At 40.6% G+C, this 18,269-nt stretch carries 17 protein-coding genes; 11 read left to right on the plus strand and 6 right to left on the minus strand.

Features of this window, described 5'->3' with window-relative positions:
- Nucleotides 1–354 precede the first annotated feature (354 nt).
- The 9 genes from hisS to BP621_RS07160 all read left to right on the plus strand — a co-directional run bounded on the left by hisS (nucleotide 355) and on the right by BP621_RS07160 (nucleotide 9,936).
- Nucleotides 355–1,590: a histidine--tRNA ligase gene (hisS, locus tag BP621_RS07120; RefSeq protein WP_292388778.1), complete on the plus strand. Its 1,236-nt coding sequence runs from the start codon at nucleotides 355–357 to the stop codon at nucleotides 1,588–1,590.
- 264 nt (nucleotides 1,591–1,854) lie between these two features.
- On the plus strand, nucleotides 1,855–2,529 hold the full coding sequence (locus BP621_RS07125) for a hypothetical protein (RefSeq protein ID WP_292388779.1): 675 nt from the start codon (nucleotides 1,855–1,857) through the stop codon (nucleotides 2,527–2,529).
- Nucleotides 2,530–3,051: 522 nt separating this feature from the next.
- Nucleotides 3,052–3,558, plus strand: coding sequence for a rhodanese-like domain-containing protein (locus BP621_RS07130; RefSeq protein ID WP_292388780.1), 507 nt, complete (start codon nucleotides 3,052–3,054; stop codon nucleotides 3,556–3,558).
- 585 nt (nucleotides 3,559–4,143) lie between these two features.
- Nucleotides 4,144–5,508 (plus strand): NAD-dependent succinate-semialdehyde dehydrogenase, encoded by a 1,365-nt coding sequence (locus tag BP621_RS07135; RefSeq protein ID WP_292388781.1) that lies wholly within the window; start codon nucleotides 4,144–4,146, stop codon nucleotides 5,506–5,508.
- 199 nt (nucleotides 5,509–5,707) lie between these two features.
- The gene (locus tag BP621_RS07140) at nucleotides 5,708–6,331 is read left to right on the plus strand and encodes a TetR/AcrR family transcriptional regulator (RefSeq protein ID WP_292388782.1); all 624 of its coding nucleotides are present in this window, start codon (nucleotides 5,708–5,710) and stop codon (nucleotides 6,329–6,331) included.
- A 4-nt stretch (nucleotides 6,332–6,335) separates the two neighbouring features.
- Entirely contained in the window at nucleotides 6,336–7,085 is a 750-nt protein-coding gene (locus tag BP621_RS07145) for an ABC transporter ATP-binding protein (RefSeq protein WP_292388783.1), read from the plus strand.
- 21 nt (nucleotides 7,086–7,106) lie between these two features.
- A complete protein-coding gene (locus tag BP621_RS07150) occupies nucleotides 7,107–8,192 on the plus strand; it encodes an ABC transporter permease (RefSeq protein WP_292388802.1) in 1,086 nt (361 codons plus the stop codon).
- Entirely contained in the window at nucleotides 8,193–9,188 is a 996-nt protein-coding gene (locus tag BP621_RS07155) for a COG1361 S-layer family protein (RefSeq protein ID WP_292388785.1), read from the plus strand.
- A 289-nt stretch (nucleotides 9,189–9,477) separates the two neighbouring features.
- Nucleotides 9,478–9,936: a 30S ribosomal protein S15 gene (locus BP621_RS07160; RefSeq protein ID WP_292388786.1), complete on the plus strand. Its 459-nt coding sequence runs from the start codon at nucleotides 9,478–9,480 to the stop codon at nucleotides 9,934–9,936.
- Between the two features lie 262 nt (nucleotides 9,937–10,198).
- On the opposite strand, the gene BP621_RS07165 is transcribed toward BP621_RS07160, so the two are convergent.
- The 4 genes from BP621_RS07165 to nadC form a co-directional block, all read right to left on the minus strand.
- A complete protein-coding gene (locus BP621_RS07165) occupies nucleotides 10,199–10,981 on the minus strand; it encodes an ABC transporter ATP-binding protein (RefSeq protein ID WP_292388788.1) in 783 nt (260 codons plus the stop codon).
- Complete coding sequence (locus BP621_RS07170) at nucleotides 10,978–12,060, minus strand: FecCD family ABC transporter permease (protein WP_292388790.1); 1,083 nt, start codon at nucleotides 12,058–12,060, stop codon at nucleotides 10,978–10,980. The genes BP621_RS07165 and BP621_RS07170 overlap by 4 nt, the downstream gene beginning before the upstream one ends.
- Before the next feature lie 18 nt (nucleotides 12,061–12,078).
- The gene (locus BP621_RS07175) at nucleotides 12,079–13,290 is read right to left on the minus strand and encodes an iron ABC transporter substrate-binding protein (protein WP_292388793.1); all 1,212 of its coding nucleotides are present in this window, start codon (nucleotides 13,288–13,290) and stop codon (nucleotides 12,079–12,081) included.
- Nucleotides 13,291–13,660: 370 nt separating this feature from the next.
- Nucleotides 13,661–14,488 (minus strand): carboxylating nicotinate-nucleotide diphosphorylase, encoded by an 828-nt coding sequence (gene nadC, locus BP621_RS07180; protein ID WP_292388794.1) that lies wholly within the window; start codon nucleotides 14,486–14,488, stop codon nucleotides 13,661–13,663.
- 198 nt (nucleotides 14,489–14,686) lie between these two features.
- Between nadC and BP621_RS07185 the strand changes: the two genes are divergently transcribed.
- Complete coding sequence (locus BP621_RS07185; RefSeq protein ID WP_292388795.1) at nucleotides 14,687–15,502, plus strand: aspartate dehydrogenase; 816 nt, start codon at nucleotides 14,687–14,689, stop codon at nucleotides 15,500–15,502.
- 35 nt (nucleotides 15,503–15,537) lie between these two features.
- Here BP621_RS07185 and BP621_RS07190 read toward each other — a convergent pair whose 3' ends face one another.
- On the minus strand, nucleotides 15,538–15,687 hold the full coding sequence (locus BP621_RS07190) for a hypothetical protein (protein WP_292388796.1): 150 nt from the start codon (nucleotides 15,685–15,687) through the stop codon (nucleotides 15,538–15,540).
- Nucleotides 15,688–16,007: 320 nt separating this feature from the next.
- Between BP621_RS07190 and nadA the strand changes: the two genes are divergently transcribed.
- The gene (gene nadA / locus BP621_RS07195) at nucleotides 16,008–16,922 is read left to right on the plus strand and encodes a quinolinate synthase NadA (RefSeq protein ID WP_292388798.1); all 915 of its coding nucleotides are present in this window, start codon (nucleotides 16,008–16,010) and stop codon (nucleotides 16,920–16,922) included.
- Between the two features lie 112 nt (nucleotides 16,923–17,034).
- Here the strand turns inward: nadA and BP621_RS07200 are convergent.
- The coding region (locus BP621_RS07200) for a PGF-pre-PGF domain-containing protein (protein ID WP_292388799.1) at nucleotides 17,035–18,269 on the minus strand (1,235 nt) is incomplete at its 5' end.

Here is an 18,269-nt window from a genome sequence, read left to right on the forward strand (position 1 = left end):
GCAAATATTTAGTGTGAATCATGTATATTAATCTGCTTATTATATTATCCAACGTAAACTTGCCTTTATTTGCTTTACGATTGTTTGATTGCGAAAACTTCTGCTTCTGGAATCCATTCTACTTTATTTTACAGACTAAATATATTTCATTAGTTTTCAAGCCGCCATTTTTTGCTGGTTTCAGATAGCATCGAAAAAGTAAAATAGCTTGCTTTTAACTAGTACAATCCAGAAGTGCTAAAAAACTCCAAATTATGCCTTAAAATAAAAGCTCTAAATTATATTTTAAAATAAAATCTCCAAGTTATGCTTTAAAATAATTGTTTTAAATTTGATTACCAGGTGCATTTAAAAATGACAGTTAATAGACCAAGAGGGACCCGGGACTTTTTACCCGCCGATACTACCCGGAGAAGATACGTGGAAAGTGTTATGCGAAACGTTGCCCGCAAATGGGGCTACAGTGAAATCATTACTCCCACGTTTGAACATCTGGACCTTTTTACCCTGAAGTCAGGGGAAGGAATCATAGGGGAACTCTACAACTTTACGGACAAAGGCGGAAGGGAAATGACCCTCAGGCCTGAGCTTACTGCTCCTGTCATGCGCCTGTATATAAATGAACTCCAACCCTTTCCAAAGCCTTTAAAATTATTCTACTTTGAAAACTGTTTCCGCTACGAGCGCCCCCAGAAAGGCCGTTTCAGGGAGTTTTGGCAGTTTGGGGTTGAACTTATAGGAAGCGGAAAATCCGATTCTGACGCCGAGGTTATTGCCCTTGCCAGTGCGATGTTAAAAGCCGTTGGGGTGAAGGGCGATATGAAGCTCGGAAACCTCGCAGTCATACGTACGCTCTTGAGCGGGCTTGAACCCGAAATCGTGAGCAAAGTCATGCGGCTTGTGGACAAAAAAGAATATGCAGGTCTCGAAGCCCTGCTTGAGGAAATAGGAGCCGAAGAGCAGCTCAAGTCCGACCTTTTCCACCTGATCAAACTGGAAGGAAAGCATATCCTCCCTGATGTAATAAAAATCGTTGGAAATATCCCTGAGCTTGTAAGCTTTGAAAAAACCCTCAAGCTTCTCGACGCATACGGAGTCGATTACTCCCTTGACTTCGGGATTGCCCGCGGGCTTGACTATTACACAGGCATGGTTTTTGAAGTCTATGCCGAAGGCCTCGGCGCCCAGAAACAGGTCTGCGGAGGAGGCTCTTATCAGCTTATCCAGCTTTTTGGAGGAGGAGACGTGCCTTCAACCGGCTTCGGGATAGGCTTTGACAGGATTATGGAAATCTGCCCCCTTACCCCGCCTGCTCCTAAAACCATTATGCTGATCTCGAAACCCGATCTTCATCTGAAAGCGATAGGCTTTGCAAATGAATTGAGAAAATACGTGCCAGTCCACGTAGACCTTATGGAACGCAATTTCAAAGCCCAGCTCTCCTATGCAAATACCATCAACGCCGATTATGTGGTTATTGTCGGAGAAAAAGAATTAGAAGCAGGGAAGCTTACGCTGAGGGACATGGTTTCAGGAGAACAGGAACTTCTTACGCTGGAAGAGATTATTGAGAAGGTTTCACATCGCTAAAATCAAAAGCTTTTCTCTTCATTCCTTTTAATTCGAAATTGAATATCGGACAGCCTCTTTAGGGTAGAGTGGCCGCCCGCTGTTTGATTTTTCCATTTTATCGAGATATTTTCTATTTTGATTTTTACTCGGAAATAATCTTTGATTCTCTTTCCTGTACATATTACAGAAGTGAATTCTTTATATTAAATAGACAAGTTTTTATGATGATTATCTAGATTAGACTTTAATCACCTTTATATTTCATTGAATTGGGGCAGGCAAATGTTCTACAAGAAAGTGAATAAGAAGATAGCCTTTTTAGTCTTTATAATAATTGCTATTGTTGGAACATGGTTTATTCTCGATATTCTTTCAATTGGACCAGGGCTGCCCCCTCCAGAGGCGATGCCTAAATGGTACATACCTGGAGCCTGGCAAGGAAATGTACAGAGCTGCACTTCATTTTTTCCGCAGATTTCCCCTTACTGTAAGTCACGAAATTACTCTGAAGGAAAATTTATGATTGTCTGGTATTTTGACGATGAATCTAAATTTTTAAAAGGGGAAGATACCCTTTATCAATATCTAAATGCAAATGGTAATGTTTTCCAGCAGAAGTTAAATATTAGTACAGAGCTTCAAGAGAAAATTAAGAGAGACAAAGCTAATAATTCCTGGGGTCCAACTTCTGGTCCTCACTTGTTTAATGCAACGGGATATGAGAGCCTTGAAACGTCGGGATATTTTTTAGTGTACAAGAGACCTTTCCTTAAAGATAGAGAAGACTATTTCATAGCTTATTATGGAATCATGGGTACAATGAACCTCACTGAAGAAACACCGGCTCTGAAAAAATTAATTGCAGAATCTTATTATATGTCTAAGGAAGGAAAGGTTGATAATTTGATGGCAGAGGATGAAAAAGGAAAGGACAATTCATTACTTTCCTGGTTTTGAGGATATTTTTTGCAAAAACTGGAACCTTGTTTTTCATATTTAAACGTCTTTTAAATTGCATAATCATCTTTTCTCAGTATCAACTGAAATTAGATTCTTTTTGAAGCCTATAAAACGTTAAGGTTTAGAATTCCTACAAAGCTGGTTTTTTAAGAGGCAGCGCCTCATATTGTACAAGGTCTTACTCGCTGGATCGTAAACCAAAACCGTTTAATATCTATGGCAGTAATTTTCATTCATAACATTCGTTTATTTAGTGGAAGAGGGTTTCAAAAACGTTCACCTGTGGCTGTTACTCGTCCCGCTGAATGGATTTTACAATTTTTTAAAAAAATAAACTCGAATTGTATACAAAAATAAAGCGTATATTTAAAGGAGAGCTAAATTTGGTGGTATTTTAAGAAATAAAACGTTATACAACGTATTGTTTCAAAATATTTTTAAGGACCTATAATATTTCATAGAATTTAAAGAGAGTACAAAAATTGTATTAATGGAGGAGTAGGATTGAATAAACAATATTTGTCAGGTTTTGCTGCAATTCTTATTGCACTTCTCATAATTGCTCCGGGCATTGCAGGAGCAGCACCTAAGATTGGTTGTACTGCCTCAGGTTATGAGAATGTTACGGCTTGTCAAGCTAAGAACATACTCGAAGAAGAGGACGTGTTCCTTCTGGACGTTCGTACTCCGGCAGAGTATAGCTATTCTCATATTGAAGGCGCGACACTAATACCATTAAAAAATGTGCCGGCACATGATCCTGTTAATTTGCCCGACGATCAGCTACTTCCTAATCGGATGAAAGAATTGCCAAAAGACAAAAATACAAAAATAGTTGTTTATTGCTATACCGGGAAACGGGGTGGCATCGCAAGCCAAATGATAGCAGATGCAGGTTACAAGAGAGTATATAACATTCAAGGTAACATTCAAGGTCAAGGTGGTCTCATAGAATGGGTAAATGCAGGATATCCAGTTGTAATTGATTCTGCAAAGTGGTCAGCTAATTATCCTCATTACGTATAAGGAAATGACATAGGTATATTCTCGGCTTTTGTAGAAATCTTGTGATTTAGGAATTTCTAAATACCTGTAACTAAGGTACAAAATCAGATTTCAGTGATTGAACAGAGGATTTCTACAGAGCCTGATTTTTTATTTAGAACTTATGCGATTGAAATATAACTCAATAACATTAAACTTTCAGCTACCTAGAATATGCTTTTAGACTTAAAAAGAGTATGCCTTTAGACTTAACAGTTTATTGTGCTTGGTTCTGTACCTCTTGTGTGCAAGTCCTATTATGTTTTTTATACTTTTTCAATCTAATTTCTATGTCGTGGAGTAATGTTACTGAGAGTCATAGTACAACAAATTCTTTCCAAATAGGGAAGACGTACGTTTTTTCATGGTTGCCCATAAGATACTGAATATAACACTTATGGAACGTAAAAATTTTGGGTATTCATTTTTCTGCTCAAGTACTCAATATAAATTTTTATAGAAAGAACTCTACTATTATTAAATGACTCTTCCTGGGGTGAGGTCATGAGCATCGAATCAATTAAACCCTATGTTATAAAATAAATGAAATATGTCCGAGATGAGATCATGAAGTTCAAATCAGTTAATCCGTATACTGAAGAAATAAACTGGACATACGATTCTTTTTCTTTTGAGGATTGTGAAGCATGTATTAAAAATTCCAGAAACACTTTCTTAACGTGGAGCTCTCTGCCTGTTGAGGAAAGGACAAAGTATCTTGTAAAGATTGCAGAAGTGCTTCGAAAGAATACCGACATCTACGCCGAAATTATTACAAAGGAAATGGGAAAACCCATTAAACAGTCGAGAGCAGAGGTTCAGAAGTGCGCCTTCATTTGTGATTATTACGTTAATAATGCGGCTAAGTTTCTAGAAGATGAGTTTGTGGATACAGGAGCTGACAAAAGCTATGTGACTTTTGAGCCTTTTGGAGTGATTCTCGGGATCATGCCCTGGAACTTTCCTTTCTGGCAGGTGTTCAAATTTGCAATACCTGCAATCTGTGCAGGAAACGTCTGTGTGCTCAAACATGCTTCAAATGTGCCGAGATCAGCTCTGGAGGTTGAAAAAGTCTTCTTGGAGGCCGGAGTTCCGGATTATGTTTTTAAGACCCTCTTAATTGACTCCCGAGTTGCCATGGAAATTATTAAAGAAGAAATGGTGGACGGAGTTTCGCTTACTGGCAGTGTAAATGCAGGCTCTGAAATTGGGGAACTTGCCGGAAAAGCTATCAAGCCTTTTGTACTGGAACTGGGTGGCTCGGACCCTTTTATAGTGCTTGAAGATGCCGATATCGAGAAGGCTGCCCAGGCTGCAGCAAAATCCCGTTTTCTCAACACCGGTCAAGGTTGTATTGCTGCCAAGCGATTTATTGTCTTAGAAAATATTATTGCTGATTTTACAAAAGCATTTGAACTCGAAGTAAATAAACTGAAAATCGGGAATCCAATGGATGAGGAAACCGATATCGGGCCGGTTGCAAAGCAGGAGTTTGTTGAAAATCTAGAAAGGATCCTAGAAGATGCAAAAAAGAAAGGGGCAGAGCTTCTTGCTTGTGGAAAAGTGTGTGAAAAGGGCTTTTTCTTCAGGCCGACCCTTATCCCTGCAGCCAGCCTCGATATGGAAGCCTGTAACGTGGAAGTTTTCGGACCTATTGCTCCGTTAATCACAGTAAAGGATGAAGAAGAAGCCGTAAAAATCGCAAACTCCACAGAGTTCGGACTTGGAGCTGAAGTGTGGTCCAGAGACCTTGAAAGGGCTGAGAGGCTAGCAAAAAAGATCAGGGCAGGATTTATAGCAATTAACGGAATGGTCAGGTCTGACCCAAGGATGCCTTTTGGCGGGGTCAAAAAGTCAGGAATAGGGAGGGAGCTTTCTTATTATGGGATTAAGGAATTTGTGAATGTAAAAACTGTGATAGTTAACAAATAAAATATTAAAATCTTAGTTTATCCAAATTTCATTATAAAAGAAATTCTAAATTCATTTAAATCTTTAAAAAAGGAATTCTTTAAAATGGCTCATATTTGAGCATCCAATTTATTCATATTTTGACTTTTACTTTCAGCAGATTTTTGATTTAGCATGCATAGCAGCACCTTTAAAAGTAAGTAAGTAATTACTTACTTGCATGGAAGATACAGAACAAAGAATCTTAGATGCAGCTTTGAGGATATTCGCCAGCGAAGGATATACGGGTGCAACTACTCGAAGGATTGCGGAAGAGGCAAATGTTGCCGAGGTTACTTTGTTCAGAAAATTCAAGTCAAAAGAAAACCTGCTGAGAGAAGTGTTAATCAATAACCGATCTGTTTTTTCATCTCTGGATGACTTATTCAAATCATTCCAAAAAGAAACAGATCTAGATCTTGAGACCGAGCTTCGTATTTTGGGTAAAAATATTGCAAAAGCTATGAGAGATAAAAAGAAGGATAGCAAACGCAGGATGTTTATGTTCATGCTGTTTGAAGAAGGGAGACGGAGACCCGAAGTCGCTGGTGCTCTATCATCTTTTCTTCAAATGAATATCAAGCCTTTGAGCGAATATTTTGAGCTACAAATTAAAAATGGAAAAATGCGCACTGTAAATTCTAGATCGGCAGCAATAACTTTTGTCAGTTATTTTGTCTACACATCTTTACTCAGAGAAGTATTTGGTGACAGTTTTTTGGGTGATAATGATGAGGAAATTGAACGGTTTATTGACATATTTACTAAAGGTATCTTGAAGGTTGAAGATCTGAAAAACAGGTGAGTAAATGGAACCAATTATTGAGGTCAAAAACCTTGTTAAAGTTTTTCATTCAAGAGGGAGAACAATAACTGCAGTAAACGATGTCAGCTTCGATGTATTTAATGGAGAAATTTTTGGCATGATAGGACCAAATGGAGCTGGCAAATCTACTACGTTTTCCATGCTGACCACTTTATTAAAACCTACTAGTGGCAGTATAACAGTTGCAGGCTTTGATGTTCAAAAACAAGACGACAAAATAAGACCACTCATAGGCATAGTTCCGCAGAAGCTCAGCCTTTACCCGCTCCTTACAGCTAGAGAGAACCTAGAATTTATGGGTAATCTTTATAATGTGCCAAAAAAGGTTCTGGAAGATAAAATCGATTACTATCTGAAGCTCGTAGGACTTGAAGCTAGTGCTGACCGCTATACGGGAGGTTTTTCTGGCGGCATGAAACAGCGCTTATCAGTAATCGCTGCAATATTACACGATCCTCAGATTTTATTCTGGGACGAACCTTCAACAGGTCTTGATCCCCAGACTAGAAACGTTATCTGGAAACTTGGTAGAAAATTCAATGAAGAGGGAAGAACGTTAGTTTTTACAACTCATTACATGGAGGAGGCGGATAATCTCTGTGACAGGGTTGCTGTAATGGATTCAGGCAAAATGGTAGCTCTTGATGATCCCGAACGTTTAAAAGAAACAACCGGGAGTACAAATCTTGAGGAAGTGTTTGTACATTTTACAGGAGAACAGGTACGTGATTAAATGACAATAAAAACTGAGCTAATGGATTCATTAATAGTAGCGAAAAAAGAATTCAAAGTACTTTTTAGAAAAAAGTGGCTTGTAATTCCTTTGTTTTTATTCCCTATAATCATGATAGTCTTTTTTGGCTACGGGATGGGGGGGACTGTCAAAAATTCTCCAATTCTCATAGTCAATGATGACACAGGCAGAGCCTCAAGTTCCCTTATTCAGGAGATTGGCAGCTATACTCCCAAATACGATGGAAATCCAATGTTTTCGGTGACTTATACAAAGGATATGTCACAATCAGAGGCTGAGAGTAAAATCAATGATGGATTGTATAAAGGTGTTCTGCTTATTCCGCATAATTATAGCGATAGCATAGCCAAAAATGAAAGTACGAGTTTGACGCTTCTTACTGATTCTTCAGACACTACCACAAGCCAAACAATATCAAACTTTATTAGACAATTGCTGTCAAAAACAGGATCAGTTATCTTAAACATTCCCAATATTTACGGTAACCTTGAATATCTAGATTTTCTCACGCCAGGTGTTATAGCCCTTACAGTGTTTATGGGTTCTGTAGCAACCACGGGTTCTGCAATTGCCGGAGAAAAAGAAGATGGTACCCTTATTCGTATGCTGATGACACCTATCAGTAAGAGATCTGTAATTTTAGGGAAAACGATCTACCAGCTAATTTTGCAACTAGCTAGAGCTGTTGTTCTTATACTTGCAGCATTTCTTCTTGTGGGATTCCATATGAACGGTAGCTGGCTTCTGATCTCTCTTGTGCTTGTTATTTTCACTCTTGGTGGCGTAGGGATGGGAATAGTCATGTCTTCAAGAGTAGAAGATATGGAATCTTTCTTTCAATTAAACATGCTAATTACTATGCCATCAATGTTTGTTACAGGCGTATTTTTTCCCTTGAGCTCGGTTCCTGATTGGATGCGTTATATAGCTTATTGCTTGCCTCTGACTTATGCAATTGATGCTATGCGTACTATTATGATCAAGGGCCAGGGTTTGCACGCCGTATCTAATGATTTGATAATACTTACTCTCTTTGCAATTGTTACTTTCACTTTAGGTGTCCATCTTTTCAGGAGGGAAGCATAAATGAAAAAAGTGATAACACTCTCTTTAATCCCTTTTTTATTGATTGCTATAATATCATGCGCAGTAGGCGCTTCTAATACTCCGGATAATTATAATATCCCCCAAAGTTTTGATCTTGGAAAAAATTATTATAATGTATATGGTAGCCCTGATCTTAATGCTAATATTATTGGAAGTAATGAGTTTGATAAGGATCAAACGGCTACTTTGAATATTAATCTAATGAATAGAGGCAAGTTATTAGGATTCAAAAACGACAAAACTCCTCATGATTCCGATGAAATGTATGCTTCCCAGACCGAAATGAAACTGGAGAGTGGTGTAGTTGATGCTTCAAATGTAGTAGCTTCTCTTTCAACAGATCCTGGAAGCCCAATTGAAATTAAATCAGTCAGCCAGCAGATAGGTTCTATAAAAAGTGGAGAAAATTCACTGACACCGGTAAAATTTGATATAAAAATTGATAAAAAGGCAAAAGCAGGGGAATATAATCTCTACTTGAACCTCTCTTATGATTATCAAAAAAATGTGCAAATAATGAATTCGAATGCCACTGCTCAGACCTATGACGTGAGTCGCTGGTATGGAGTTATGGACCAGAATCAGACATTAAAGATTAAAGTGAAAAATCAGGCTGATTTTGAGATCGTAAATACTACAGGCAGTCTTTCTCCAGGTGGGGAAAACATGATCGATATAACAATTAAAAACGTTGGTGAGGAAGAAGCAAGAAACGTTAAAGCAATTATTAACCCAGCTGATCCTCTAAGCACAACTGATAGTATGGCATTCCTATCTACTATAGAACCTGGCAGTACGGCTGTTGCAAAGATCAAAATTAAGGCAGATAGCGAAGCTGTACCCAAAGTATATGGAATTGATACTGTGTTAAAATATGAAACTCCAGAAGGCGATATTAATTATTCCGATGTTCTTGACGCTCCGGTAGAAGTAAAAGAAGCTGGATTCTTCGAGAAGCTTTTTGGATGGATTTAATGAAAAATAGATCTCAGGGAGATAATCCTTGAGGTCACTATTTTTATTTGAGTAAAATCTAAATTTCAGCACCAACACAAATTATATATGGTATGGTGCGTTCTCTAATGATGTTTTTACCGAAAAACTCATGCTTTTACAGGAATTTCCTGAAAAGTTACGCAGCAATTTGCTGTGGCGGATTAAAATCTCCCGATCGATGTGTTGGTCCGTTATAGTCGGTAAAGATATAACTTCAGCCCGAAGAGCTATCTTCAGGGCATCGATCAATTGATTCAGGAGAATTATTATGGCAAAAATGCATACCAAAAGAAAAGGCAAGTCCGCTTCCACCAGACCCATCAGAACCGAGCCGCCTGAGTGGTGCAAGATCAGCGCAGAAGAAGTTACTTCAATCACTCTTGACCTTTGGAAACAGGGTGTCTCTACTTCCGAAATAGGAATGACTTTAAGGGACCGTTATGGGGTTCCTGATGCCAAGCTCATCACAGGCAAGAAGATCACAACCATTCTTAAGGAAAACAATGTTCTTCCTAACGTTCCGGAAGACCTTACCAACCTGATTGTGAAGGCCCTGGGGCTCAGAAAGCACCTTTCTGTTAACAAGAAAGATGTCCACAACAAGCGTGCACTTAACCTGACTGAATCCAAGATTAGAAGGCTTGTTAAGTACTACCAGCAGGAAAAGGTACTTCCGAGAGATTGGTTCTACAAACCTGAAACTGCAGAAATGATGATTACCAGGTGAAACCTGGAAATTTTTCTGGTCGGTTTTGCCTTTCTGGCAAACCGGGCCGTTATTTTAAAGTCTGCTCTTACTATTTTCTATTACGCTTTTCTTCACTGATTGCTTTTGAAATTGTTACTTACTCCCTTTCTCTTGTTTTCCTTTCTACCTGACACTTTTTAATTTCCTTATTTTCCTCTTTACCTGACACTTCTTACCTCCTTATCCTCCTCTCTACCGACGATTATCGCTATTGAAGAGATCCCAAACTCGACCCAGGTTTTTACAGGTTATGTGCGAGTGCCACTTCAGGACTTCCAGGAACTACACACCTCATACCTGCAATCTCCCCGATAATTACAGGCAGGCCATATACCTCCTCGATTACCTTAGGTGTAATTACCTCGGCGCCTCCTTGCGCGTGAACTCTCCCTCCCTTCAGGAAGATAAACCGATCTGCGTACCTGAGGGCCTGGTTAAGGTCGTGCATTGTCATTACAGCTGCAATCCTGTGCTCAAGGACAATCTGCCTGATAATGGCCAGAATCTCAACCTGATTTTTCATATCAAGGCTGCTTGTAGGTTCATCAAGGAGAAGGATTTTTGGTTCCTGTACGAGTGAACGTGCGATTGCGACCTTCTGGAGTTCGCCTCCGCTCATTTCATCTATATATGCCAGGCGGAGCTTTTCCATGGAAAGTAACTTGAAGACCGAATCTACTATTTGAAGATCTTTTTCGGTAACATCCCATTTGATATGGGGCCGCCTTCCAAGCAGGACTGCATCAAAAGCGGTCAATCTTCCGGTTTCCACTCGCTGGGGAACATACCCGATAAGACGTGCAATTTCCATTGTCCCAAGGTCAAAAAGATTATTTCCATCAAGATGAACTGCTCCTCTTTTGGGGCGGAGAATTTTGTTAAGACATTTTAGAAGTGTAGTCTTGCCAACCCCATTTGGCCCAAGGATTGCTACAATTTCTCCTTCCTCGATGAAAAAGGCTATTTCATGGAGAATTTTACGATTGCGATACAAAAATTCAAGTTCCTCTACTGAAAGAATCATCGTTTGTACCCCTTAAGAAGTAAGTATATGAAAACAGGTGCTCCCATGAAAGCAGTAAGGATAGATACGGGAAGCACATATGGCGAGATTATAAGCCTTGCTGCAGTATCGGATGCCAGAAGCAAGATTCCTCCAAACAAGGTAGAACCGGGTATTAGATATCGCTGGTCGTCCCCTATTACCCTTCTGACCATATGAGGACAGACCAGCCCTACAAACCCTATAACCCCAAGAAACGCAACAATCACTGCAGAGACCAGGGCTGCGATTACCATGCCTACTAACCTTGTCCTTTCCACATTGACACCGAGACCCTTTGCGGTCTCATCGCCTGCATCTATGGCATTGTAGTTCCAGCAATTGGCAATGAAGAATATAACTGCAAGCAGTACAACGCCTGTCATTATCTCAAGTTCCGGCCAGTTCACTCTTCCTACATCGCCAAAAGTCCAGAAAACAACTGCTGCAAGCTGTGTATCGTCAGCAAAGTACTGAAGGAATGCCGTGCCTGCGGTAAAGAGGGAAGAAAGCGCAACTCCTGCAAGTACCATTACCTCAGGTGAAGCCCCCCGTATACTCGATATTACCAGGATAATTCCGGTAGCAAGAAGGCAAAAGAAAAAGGCTACTATTGTTGTCAGGTAAGGGTTGTTAATTATTACGGCATCTGCGACTGTGGACTGTACTTTTCCGGTACCGAGAACCACAACAGACACCGCAGCTCCGAAAGCGCCAGCGTTTGAAATTCCAAGCGTGAAAGGAGATGCAATAGGATTACGCAGGATAGACTGCATAGCAACCCCTGCAACCGAGAGTCCGGCTCCTGCGACTATTGCAGCCAGGGCTTGAGGGAGGCGGATGTTCCAGATAATGTTCCATATATTTTTGTCCAATTGAGTAACGGGTTCTTGACCTGACAGTGTCTGCATAACCTTGTACGGAGGAACTTCGACCGCCCCTACCGAGATTGAGTAAATAAGCATAATGAAGAGGAACAGAATCCCCCCCATTATCCAGAAGTATTTTCTGCGTATATATACAAGATAATCTTCCGGAACTGCTCCTTTGGCGAAATGCATCTGTTTATACCCTCCATCTTATTGCGAAATTTGTTTAAAGCCCATATTACTGTACTGCCCGTTCAGGTCTGAGAATACAGGTTTACCAACGAAGAAAGTGTATATCTCGTCAGCTTTTGCTTCAGGATCGATATCTTTAAACCTGTCCGGATAGAGCACTTTTCCAATAAAATAAGCGTTTGCAAGTACGGATTCATAGTTGGTGCTATAGAAGTTGTAGGGGATTACTCCATAGACCTTTTTATTCTTTACAGCCGAGAGCCCTGCGAGGGACGTATCATTCTTGAGCTCGCCAATTGCACCTTCGTTACCAAGCTGGAGGGTGCCGATATCGATAAATATATACTCGGGGTCCCAGTCTACAAGTGCCTCTTTAGCAATATCCACATGCTCTGTGCCCATTCCGGCTGCAACATTCTTTGCATTCACCCATAGAAATGGGGCGTAAGCAGGTTCTGTAGAGATAATTCCATGAACTCCAGACAAACCAACCCCGCCAATGTAGACAGTTTTTCTTTCGGATTCCGGAATGTCTGCAGTCCTGGTTTCCAGGTCTTGCATTGTAGCGTTGATATAATTGATTATCTCCTCTGCCCTTTCCTGTTTGCCTACCACCTTACCCATTATCCCAAGAGAGCGGTACATTTCGGCTTTCTGTGTCTCATTATTCAAAGATCCATAAGGCAATGAGATCACAGGAATACCGGTTTTGCTCTGAAGAGTATCGGCTTCAGTGGCAGTAGGTGCCGCTGACTGTCCAATCATACTGGTTTTCAGGATAACCTGAGGGTTAACCTCAATGATTTTCTCCGGGTCATCTTTACCCCTGGCTTCTCCAATAAGGGGATAGTTTTTGAGCTGTGGATTCGCATATACATAAGGTCGCCCCTCGTTTTTATTTTCTTTTTTCTCCATGCTGTCAACCCCCACTACGTAGTCCTGAGCCTGCAAGTACACGAGGTAGCGCAGGCACCCGGCTCCTGAGCAAACAACCCTTTCCACATTTTCAGGTATGGTTACTTCCCTGCCAAATCCATCCGTGATTGTAAGCTCTTCAGATCCTGCTGCCTTCTCGGCGTCTGTAACTCCTGAAACTTCTGTTGGAGCCGATACTTCCTGATTCTTATCAGACGTGGATTTGTCAGCGCACCCTGAAGTTACTACCAAGGCAAAAATGAGTACACCTATTAAAAGAATTTTAGATAATTTGTTACTATATATTAATTTCATATTACTTCCTTCCAATATCAAAAAGTAAAAGTATTACATATAGTTAACTAAATTGTCATATTTATTATCAAGATCTCAAGAACTTTTCAAAAATGAAGAGTTATTGTGACTTTTAAAGTCAAATAAAAATAAACTTGCGGTGTAACCTTAGCCAGTTTGCTTTAAACTAATGAAAACGAGAACCTATGATAGCGGCTGTTTTTTGGTAGATTGATACCTTTAAAAAGTTAACTTAGTGAAAACCGATCAGGTAGAATATGAGCTAAATATAAGACAAAGATAGAAGTTAAGATAACAATAATATAAAATGATACAAAAAATTTGGGTAAAAAATAAGATAAAACTTAATAAAAATATGATAAATATTGTTTTATGAGTTTATGATTTCAAGGCTCATATCTATCCATCTTGATTTATGGATAAGAGAACCCATTGATATGATATCTACTCCAGTTTTTGCATAACCTTCAAGGTTCTCCTGGGAAATTCCTCCGGATGCTTCAACAATAACCGAGTCTCTGAGCCCTTTTCTTTTAAGCATTCTCAGGGTTTCTTGGATGGCTTCGGGCTGCATATTATCCAGCATTATAATATCGGTACCCAGTTCTGCAGCAAGCACTGCGTGTTCTGCAGACTCGACCTCGACTTCTATCTTTCTGGTGAAGCTGGTTTTTTTTGCGGCATGTATTGCAGCTTCTATTCCCATCAATTTGACGTGGTTATCTTTAATCATAACCGAGTCCGACAGATTAAACCTGTGAGTATCTCCTCCACCTGCAGTTACAGCCAGTTTTTCAAATTTCCTTATACCCGGAGTGGTTTTTCTGGTGCATGCCACCCTTGTAGTCTCGGAATACTTCCTTACCGTATCCACGCAGGCTCGGGTAAGAGTGGCAATCCCGCTAAGGTGCCCGAGGAAATTCAGAGCCAGCCTCTCTGCCCTGAGAATGGATACTGCTCCTCCCTTTAGCCTGAAAATGATCTCTCCTTCTTTGAGGCGATCCCCATCTTTAAGAGTGGTTTCAGCCTGAATTTCAAGATAGCGAAAAATTGATCCGGCTTCTTTAATCCCGGCAACAGTACAGTCTTCTTTTGTGAAAATGATAGCTTCTGCAAGTCTGTCAGGCACAATAGTGCACGAAACGTCATCGTATCCCAAATCTTCGTCTATAAAGCTTTCAACTTCTTTGATAAACATGATTTTTACCCTGCTATTTTATGTTTCCCGGATTTATAAGAGGTGCGGACGTTTTCTGGTTTCCTTCCATTAAGAAAATAATCTCAACAGAAGGCTTTAAGAGAGGGAAAGGAATACAGTACCCCGGTCCTCAAGCTTTTAAAGCCGGGTACTAAAATCTAAAGATCAAGATTTATTGACTATTTACAGGAGCCTGAAATGCTGAAGATAGGAGTTATTGGTTGCGGATTTATTGGTGGACAGATTTGCAGGGCTATTGATAAAGGAGTTATTAATGCGGAGTTGTACGCTCTCTGCGACTCTTCTGAGAGAAAAGTCCTGGAACTGACAGCCTCCCTGAAAAGGTACAGTCCTGCCTCGATGACGATTGAGGAACTACTGCGAAATGTAGACCTTGTTGTAGAATGTGCCTCTCAAAAAGCTGTCAGGTTAATAGTACCGCAGGCTCTTGAAGCAGGGCGCGATGTGATGGTTCTAAGTGTAGGCGCTCTTGCGGATGGAGAACTCAGGGAAAAGCTCTTCGGACTTGCAAAGCAGAATAACTGCAAGCTCTATTTCCCTTCAGGCGCAGTTGCTGGCATCGATGGAATTAACTCCGCCTCAGCAGCAGAAATCTCATCAGTTACCCTTACTACCAGAAAACCGCCTATGGGCCTTGCAGGGGCTCCCCATGTTGAAGCTCTGGGAATTAAGCTTGAAACGATCGAAAAAGAAACACTACTTTTTGAAGGGCCTGCCTCAGAAGCAGTCAAAGCCTTCCCAGCAAATGTGAACGTTGCAGCCACAATAAGCCTGGCAGGCATAGGCTTTGAGCGGACAAAAGTAAGAGTAATCGCTGACCCTGCCCTTTCCAGAAACGTACATGAGATAACTGTAGAAGGTAAATTTGGAAAACTTTCCACAAGAGTTGAAAACCTTCCCTCCCCGGAAAACCCGAAAACCAGTTACCTTGCAGCCCTTTCTGCAATTTCCACCCTGAAAAAGATCCTGAGCCCGGTTCAGATCGGAACCTGAAGTGGCGAAGAAAGGCGTGAAATTAACATACCGTCTCATCTTTTTTTTACAGCAACCGTTGACCCGCAACCGTTGCGCCGGTTGATCACGCCGATAGGGTTTGGGGATAAGGCTCTCAAACTCGAACGTTGATAGGGTTTTCGATAAAACCTTTTCTCAAAAGGTTTTTGATCAAACTTTTTCAAAAAAAAGTTTGCAGGCAAGCATTTTTAAAAAAGAGTTATGGGACTCGGGCGGCGACTAAGGGAGCTCACAAAAATAGTATTCACAAATATTATTCACAAATATTATATAGTGCGGAAGAGTTAAGACGTAAGTTCTCAGGAGCAAATGGCATGCGTGCAAAAAGAGTGCGCGGGATGGAATTTCCGTCACTGCATTCCTTTTTACGTTTACTCGCCTGTTAAAATTTCTTATATTTAAACTGGTTATTTTAAGCTTGATCTTCAATTTAAGGTCCGGATCCCTATTTCCGGACTTTATTTCAAAAACTTATGGTGGTCCCATGCAGCAATCAGAGCTAATAGAAAGGATCAAAGAACTCAAAATAAAACGAAATGCAGTTATTCTTGCTCATTACTATTCCCGTCCTGAAGTTCAGGATATTGCAGATTTTGTTGGAGACTCTCTGGGCCTTAGCCAAGAGGCTGTCCGTCAAACTGCTGACGTTATTGTTTTTTGCGGCGTCCATTTCATGGGAGAAAGCGCTGCAATTCTCTGTCCTGATAAAACCGTCCTCCTGCCAGACATCGATGCCACCTGCCCTATGGCAGACATGGTGGATGTTGAAGGTCTTAAAAAAGAAAAAGAAAAGCATCCTAATGCCCTGGTGGTCTGCTATGTTAACAGCTCGGCTGCCATCAAGGCCGAGTCTTATATCTGCTGTACTTCTGCCAATGCTGTTGAAGTGGTAAACTCCCTGGAAGCAGATGAGGTTATTTTTGTACCTGATAAAAACCTGGCTGCCTATGTTGAAGGTCGGACTGACAAAAAAATCATTCCCTGGGAAGGACATTGTCCAACGCACCATCAGATCCTGAGAGAGGATGTCCTGAAAATGAAGGAAAAGCATCCTGAAGCTAAGTTTATTGCACATCCCGAGTGCCGCCCCGAGGTTCTGGAGCTTGCAGACCATATAGCAAGCACGCGAGGGATGATAATGTATGCGAAAAACTCTCCTGCACAGGAGTTTATCATAGGTACGGAATGTGGACTCCTCCACGGGCTACATAAGGCAGCTCCCGAAAAGAAATACTACTGCATTTCGGAATTTGCCTGCTGCCCGAGTATGAAAATGGTGAATCTTGAAAAAGTCCTAGTCTCTCTTGAAAAAGTCCAGCATATAGTCACTGTTCCATACGATGTGAGAATCAGGGCAAAAGAGGCGCTTGACCGAATGCTCGCGATAAAAATTAGATAAGCATCTGGTGTTTTAAATCTTGTGTGAGATTCACTTAATTTCAACGATGGGAAAAATAATAAGAAGCAGGTGAGAAGAAAATCTCACGTACTTCATCTAACGTATATTTTTCTCAGATCTTTTTCTTAGATATACAATATCCAACAATAAGCATGAAAAGCGGTAAGGAAATTGCCATAAATATCCTGGCTGCTCCCATCGGATTCTTTATTTTACCGTTTCCTTTTTCTGCGTTTCCATAAAGAGCTGCTCTTCCTTCGCTTCCCAGATTTTTCAGGGTTTCCTGTATATTTTCTGCCCCACTGATTTTCGTTATTTTTTGCCCGGTGTATTCCGTTATTGCGAAGAAGGAATAGCCAGGAGTTTCCGATTTAAAGTAAATGTAATTTTTGTCTTCTCCAATTTTTTCCGTGTAAAGGGGCTGCCAATTGCTATCATATCGTTGAAGGACTATCTGAGACTCACTGATATTATTATCTTTGATCCATGCCTTCTCAACCTTGAACTCTACAAATCCACTTTTAATGGAAGTAGGAAGTCCTGCTCCATTCTCTCCTACCCAGATATTCACATATTTATATATTGTGCCTTCAGGAGAGGTCGGGACAAGGGTGGATCTGTTTTTAAGTTCTTCTACAACTGTTGTTGTTTTTCGGAATGTCTTCTTCGGATCAAATTCAATCTGTACTATGCATGTAGCATTTTTTGTAAAATCGAACTGGACAGGATAACCACTTATGATACTCCTGGTTGAAAGTTCCTTAGCAGCAATATTGGTTGCTGGCTCGCTGGAAACAAGACTCATACCTGAACCGCTAGAAGAGTTTGAATTCTCATTTTCGGTATCGGAACTCCCGTTATCTGCACTTTTGTTATCCGAACTTTCCTTATCTGGACTTTTGGTATCTGAACTTGTGTTATTCGAATTAGAAGTATCAGAATTCCCGCTATTTGAGCTTACGGTATTCGAGTTTTTGGCGTCTGAGCTTCCAGTATCAGAGGTTTTGGTGGCTGAGCTTCCAGCAGTATCAGAGGTTTTAGTATCTGAGTGTCCAGTATCAGAGGTTTTAGTGCCTGAGTCTCCGCTACTTGCGTCTGAATTTCCTTTGCCAGAATCTCCACTATCCGAACTGGGGGCTGAACTTTTATTATCCGGGTTAGTGTCTGAATTCCCATCGTCTAAGCCGGGAGTTAAACTTCCATTATCCGGGTTAGTATCTGAATTCCCATCATCTAAGCTGGGAGTTGAACTTCCATCATCCGGCCTGGTGTTTGAATTTCCATTATCTGATCCAGAGCCTGAGCTTCCATCATTAGATTTAGAGTCTGAGCTTCCATCGTTAGATT

Origin of the sequence: Methanosarcina sp. UBA5, assembly GCF_002505485.1 — an archaeon.
In the GTDB taxonomy this organism is placed as follows: domain Archaea; phylum Halobacteriota; class Methanosarcinia; order Methanosarcinales; family Methanosarcinaceae; genus Methanosarcina.

Coding starts and splice junctions, on each gene's coding strand:
- BP621_RS07135 (WP_292388781.1), top strand. CDS start 4,144: ATGAAGTTCAAATCAGTTAATCCGTATACTGAAGAAATAAACTGGACA.
- BP621_RS07165 (WP_292388788.1), bottom strand. CDS start 10,981: ATGATTCTTTCAGTAGAGGAACTTGAATTTTTGTATCGCAATCGTAAA.
- nadC (WP_292388794.1), bottom strand. CDS start 14,488: ATGTTTATCAAAGAAGTTGAAAGCTTTATAGACGAAGATTTGGGATAC.
- hisS (WP_292388778.1), top strand. CDS start 355: ATGACAGTTAATAGACCAAGAGGGACCCGGGACTTTTTACCCGCCGAT.
- BP621_RS07170 (WP_292388790.1), bottom strand. CDS start 12,060: ATGCATTTCGCCAAAGGAGCAGTTCCGGAAGATTATCTTGTATATATA.
- BP621_RS07150 (WP_292388802.1), top strand. CDS start 7,107: ATGGATTCATTAATAGTAGCGAAAAAAGAATTCAAAGTACTTTTTAGA.
- BP621_RS07155 (WP_292388785.1), top strand. CDS start 8,193: ATGAAAAAAGTGATAACACTCTCTTTAATCCCTTTTTTATTGATTGCT.
- BP621_RS07185 (WP_292388795.1), top strand. CDS start 14,687: ATGCTGAAGATAGGAGTTATTGGTTGCGGATTTATTGGTGGACAGATT.
- BP621_RS07175 (WP_292388793.1), bottom strand. CDS start 13,290: ATGAAATTAATATATAGTAACAAATTATCTAAAATTCTTTTAATAGGT.
- nadA (WP_292388798.1), top strand. CDS start 16,008: ATGCAGCAATCAGAGCTAATAGAAAGGATCAAAGAACTCAAAATAAAA.
- BP621_RS07160 (WP_292388786.1), top strand. CDS start 9,478: ATGGCAAAAATGCATACCAAAAGAAAAGGCAAGTCCGCTTCCACCAGA.
- BP621_RS07125 (WP_292388779.1), top strand. CDS start 1,855: ATGTTCTACAAGAAAGTGAATAAGAAGATAGCCTTTTTAGTCTTTATA.
- BP621_RS07145 (WP_292388783.1), top strand. CDS start 6,336: ATGGAACCAATTATTGAGGTCAAAAACCTTGTTAAAGTTTTTCATTCA.
- BP621_RS07140 (WP_292388782.1), top strand. CDS start 5,708: ATGGAAGATACAGAACAAAGAATCTTAGATGCAGCTTTGAGGATATTC.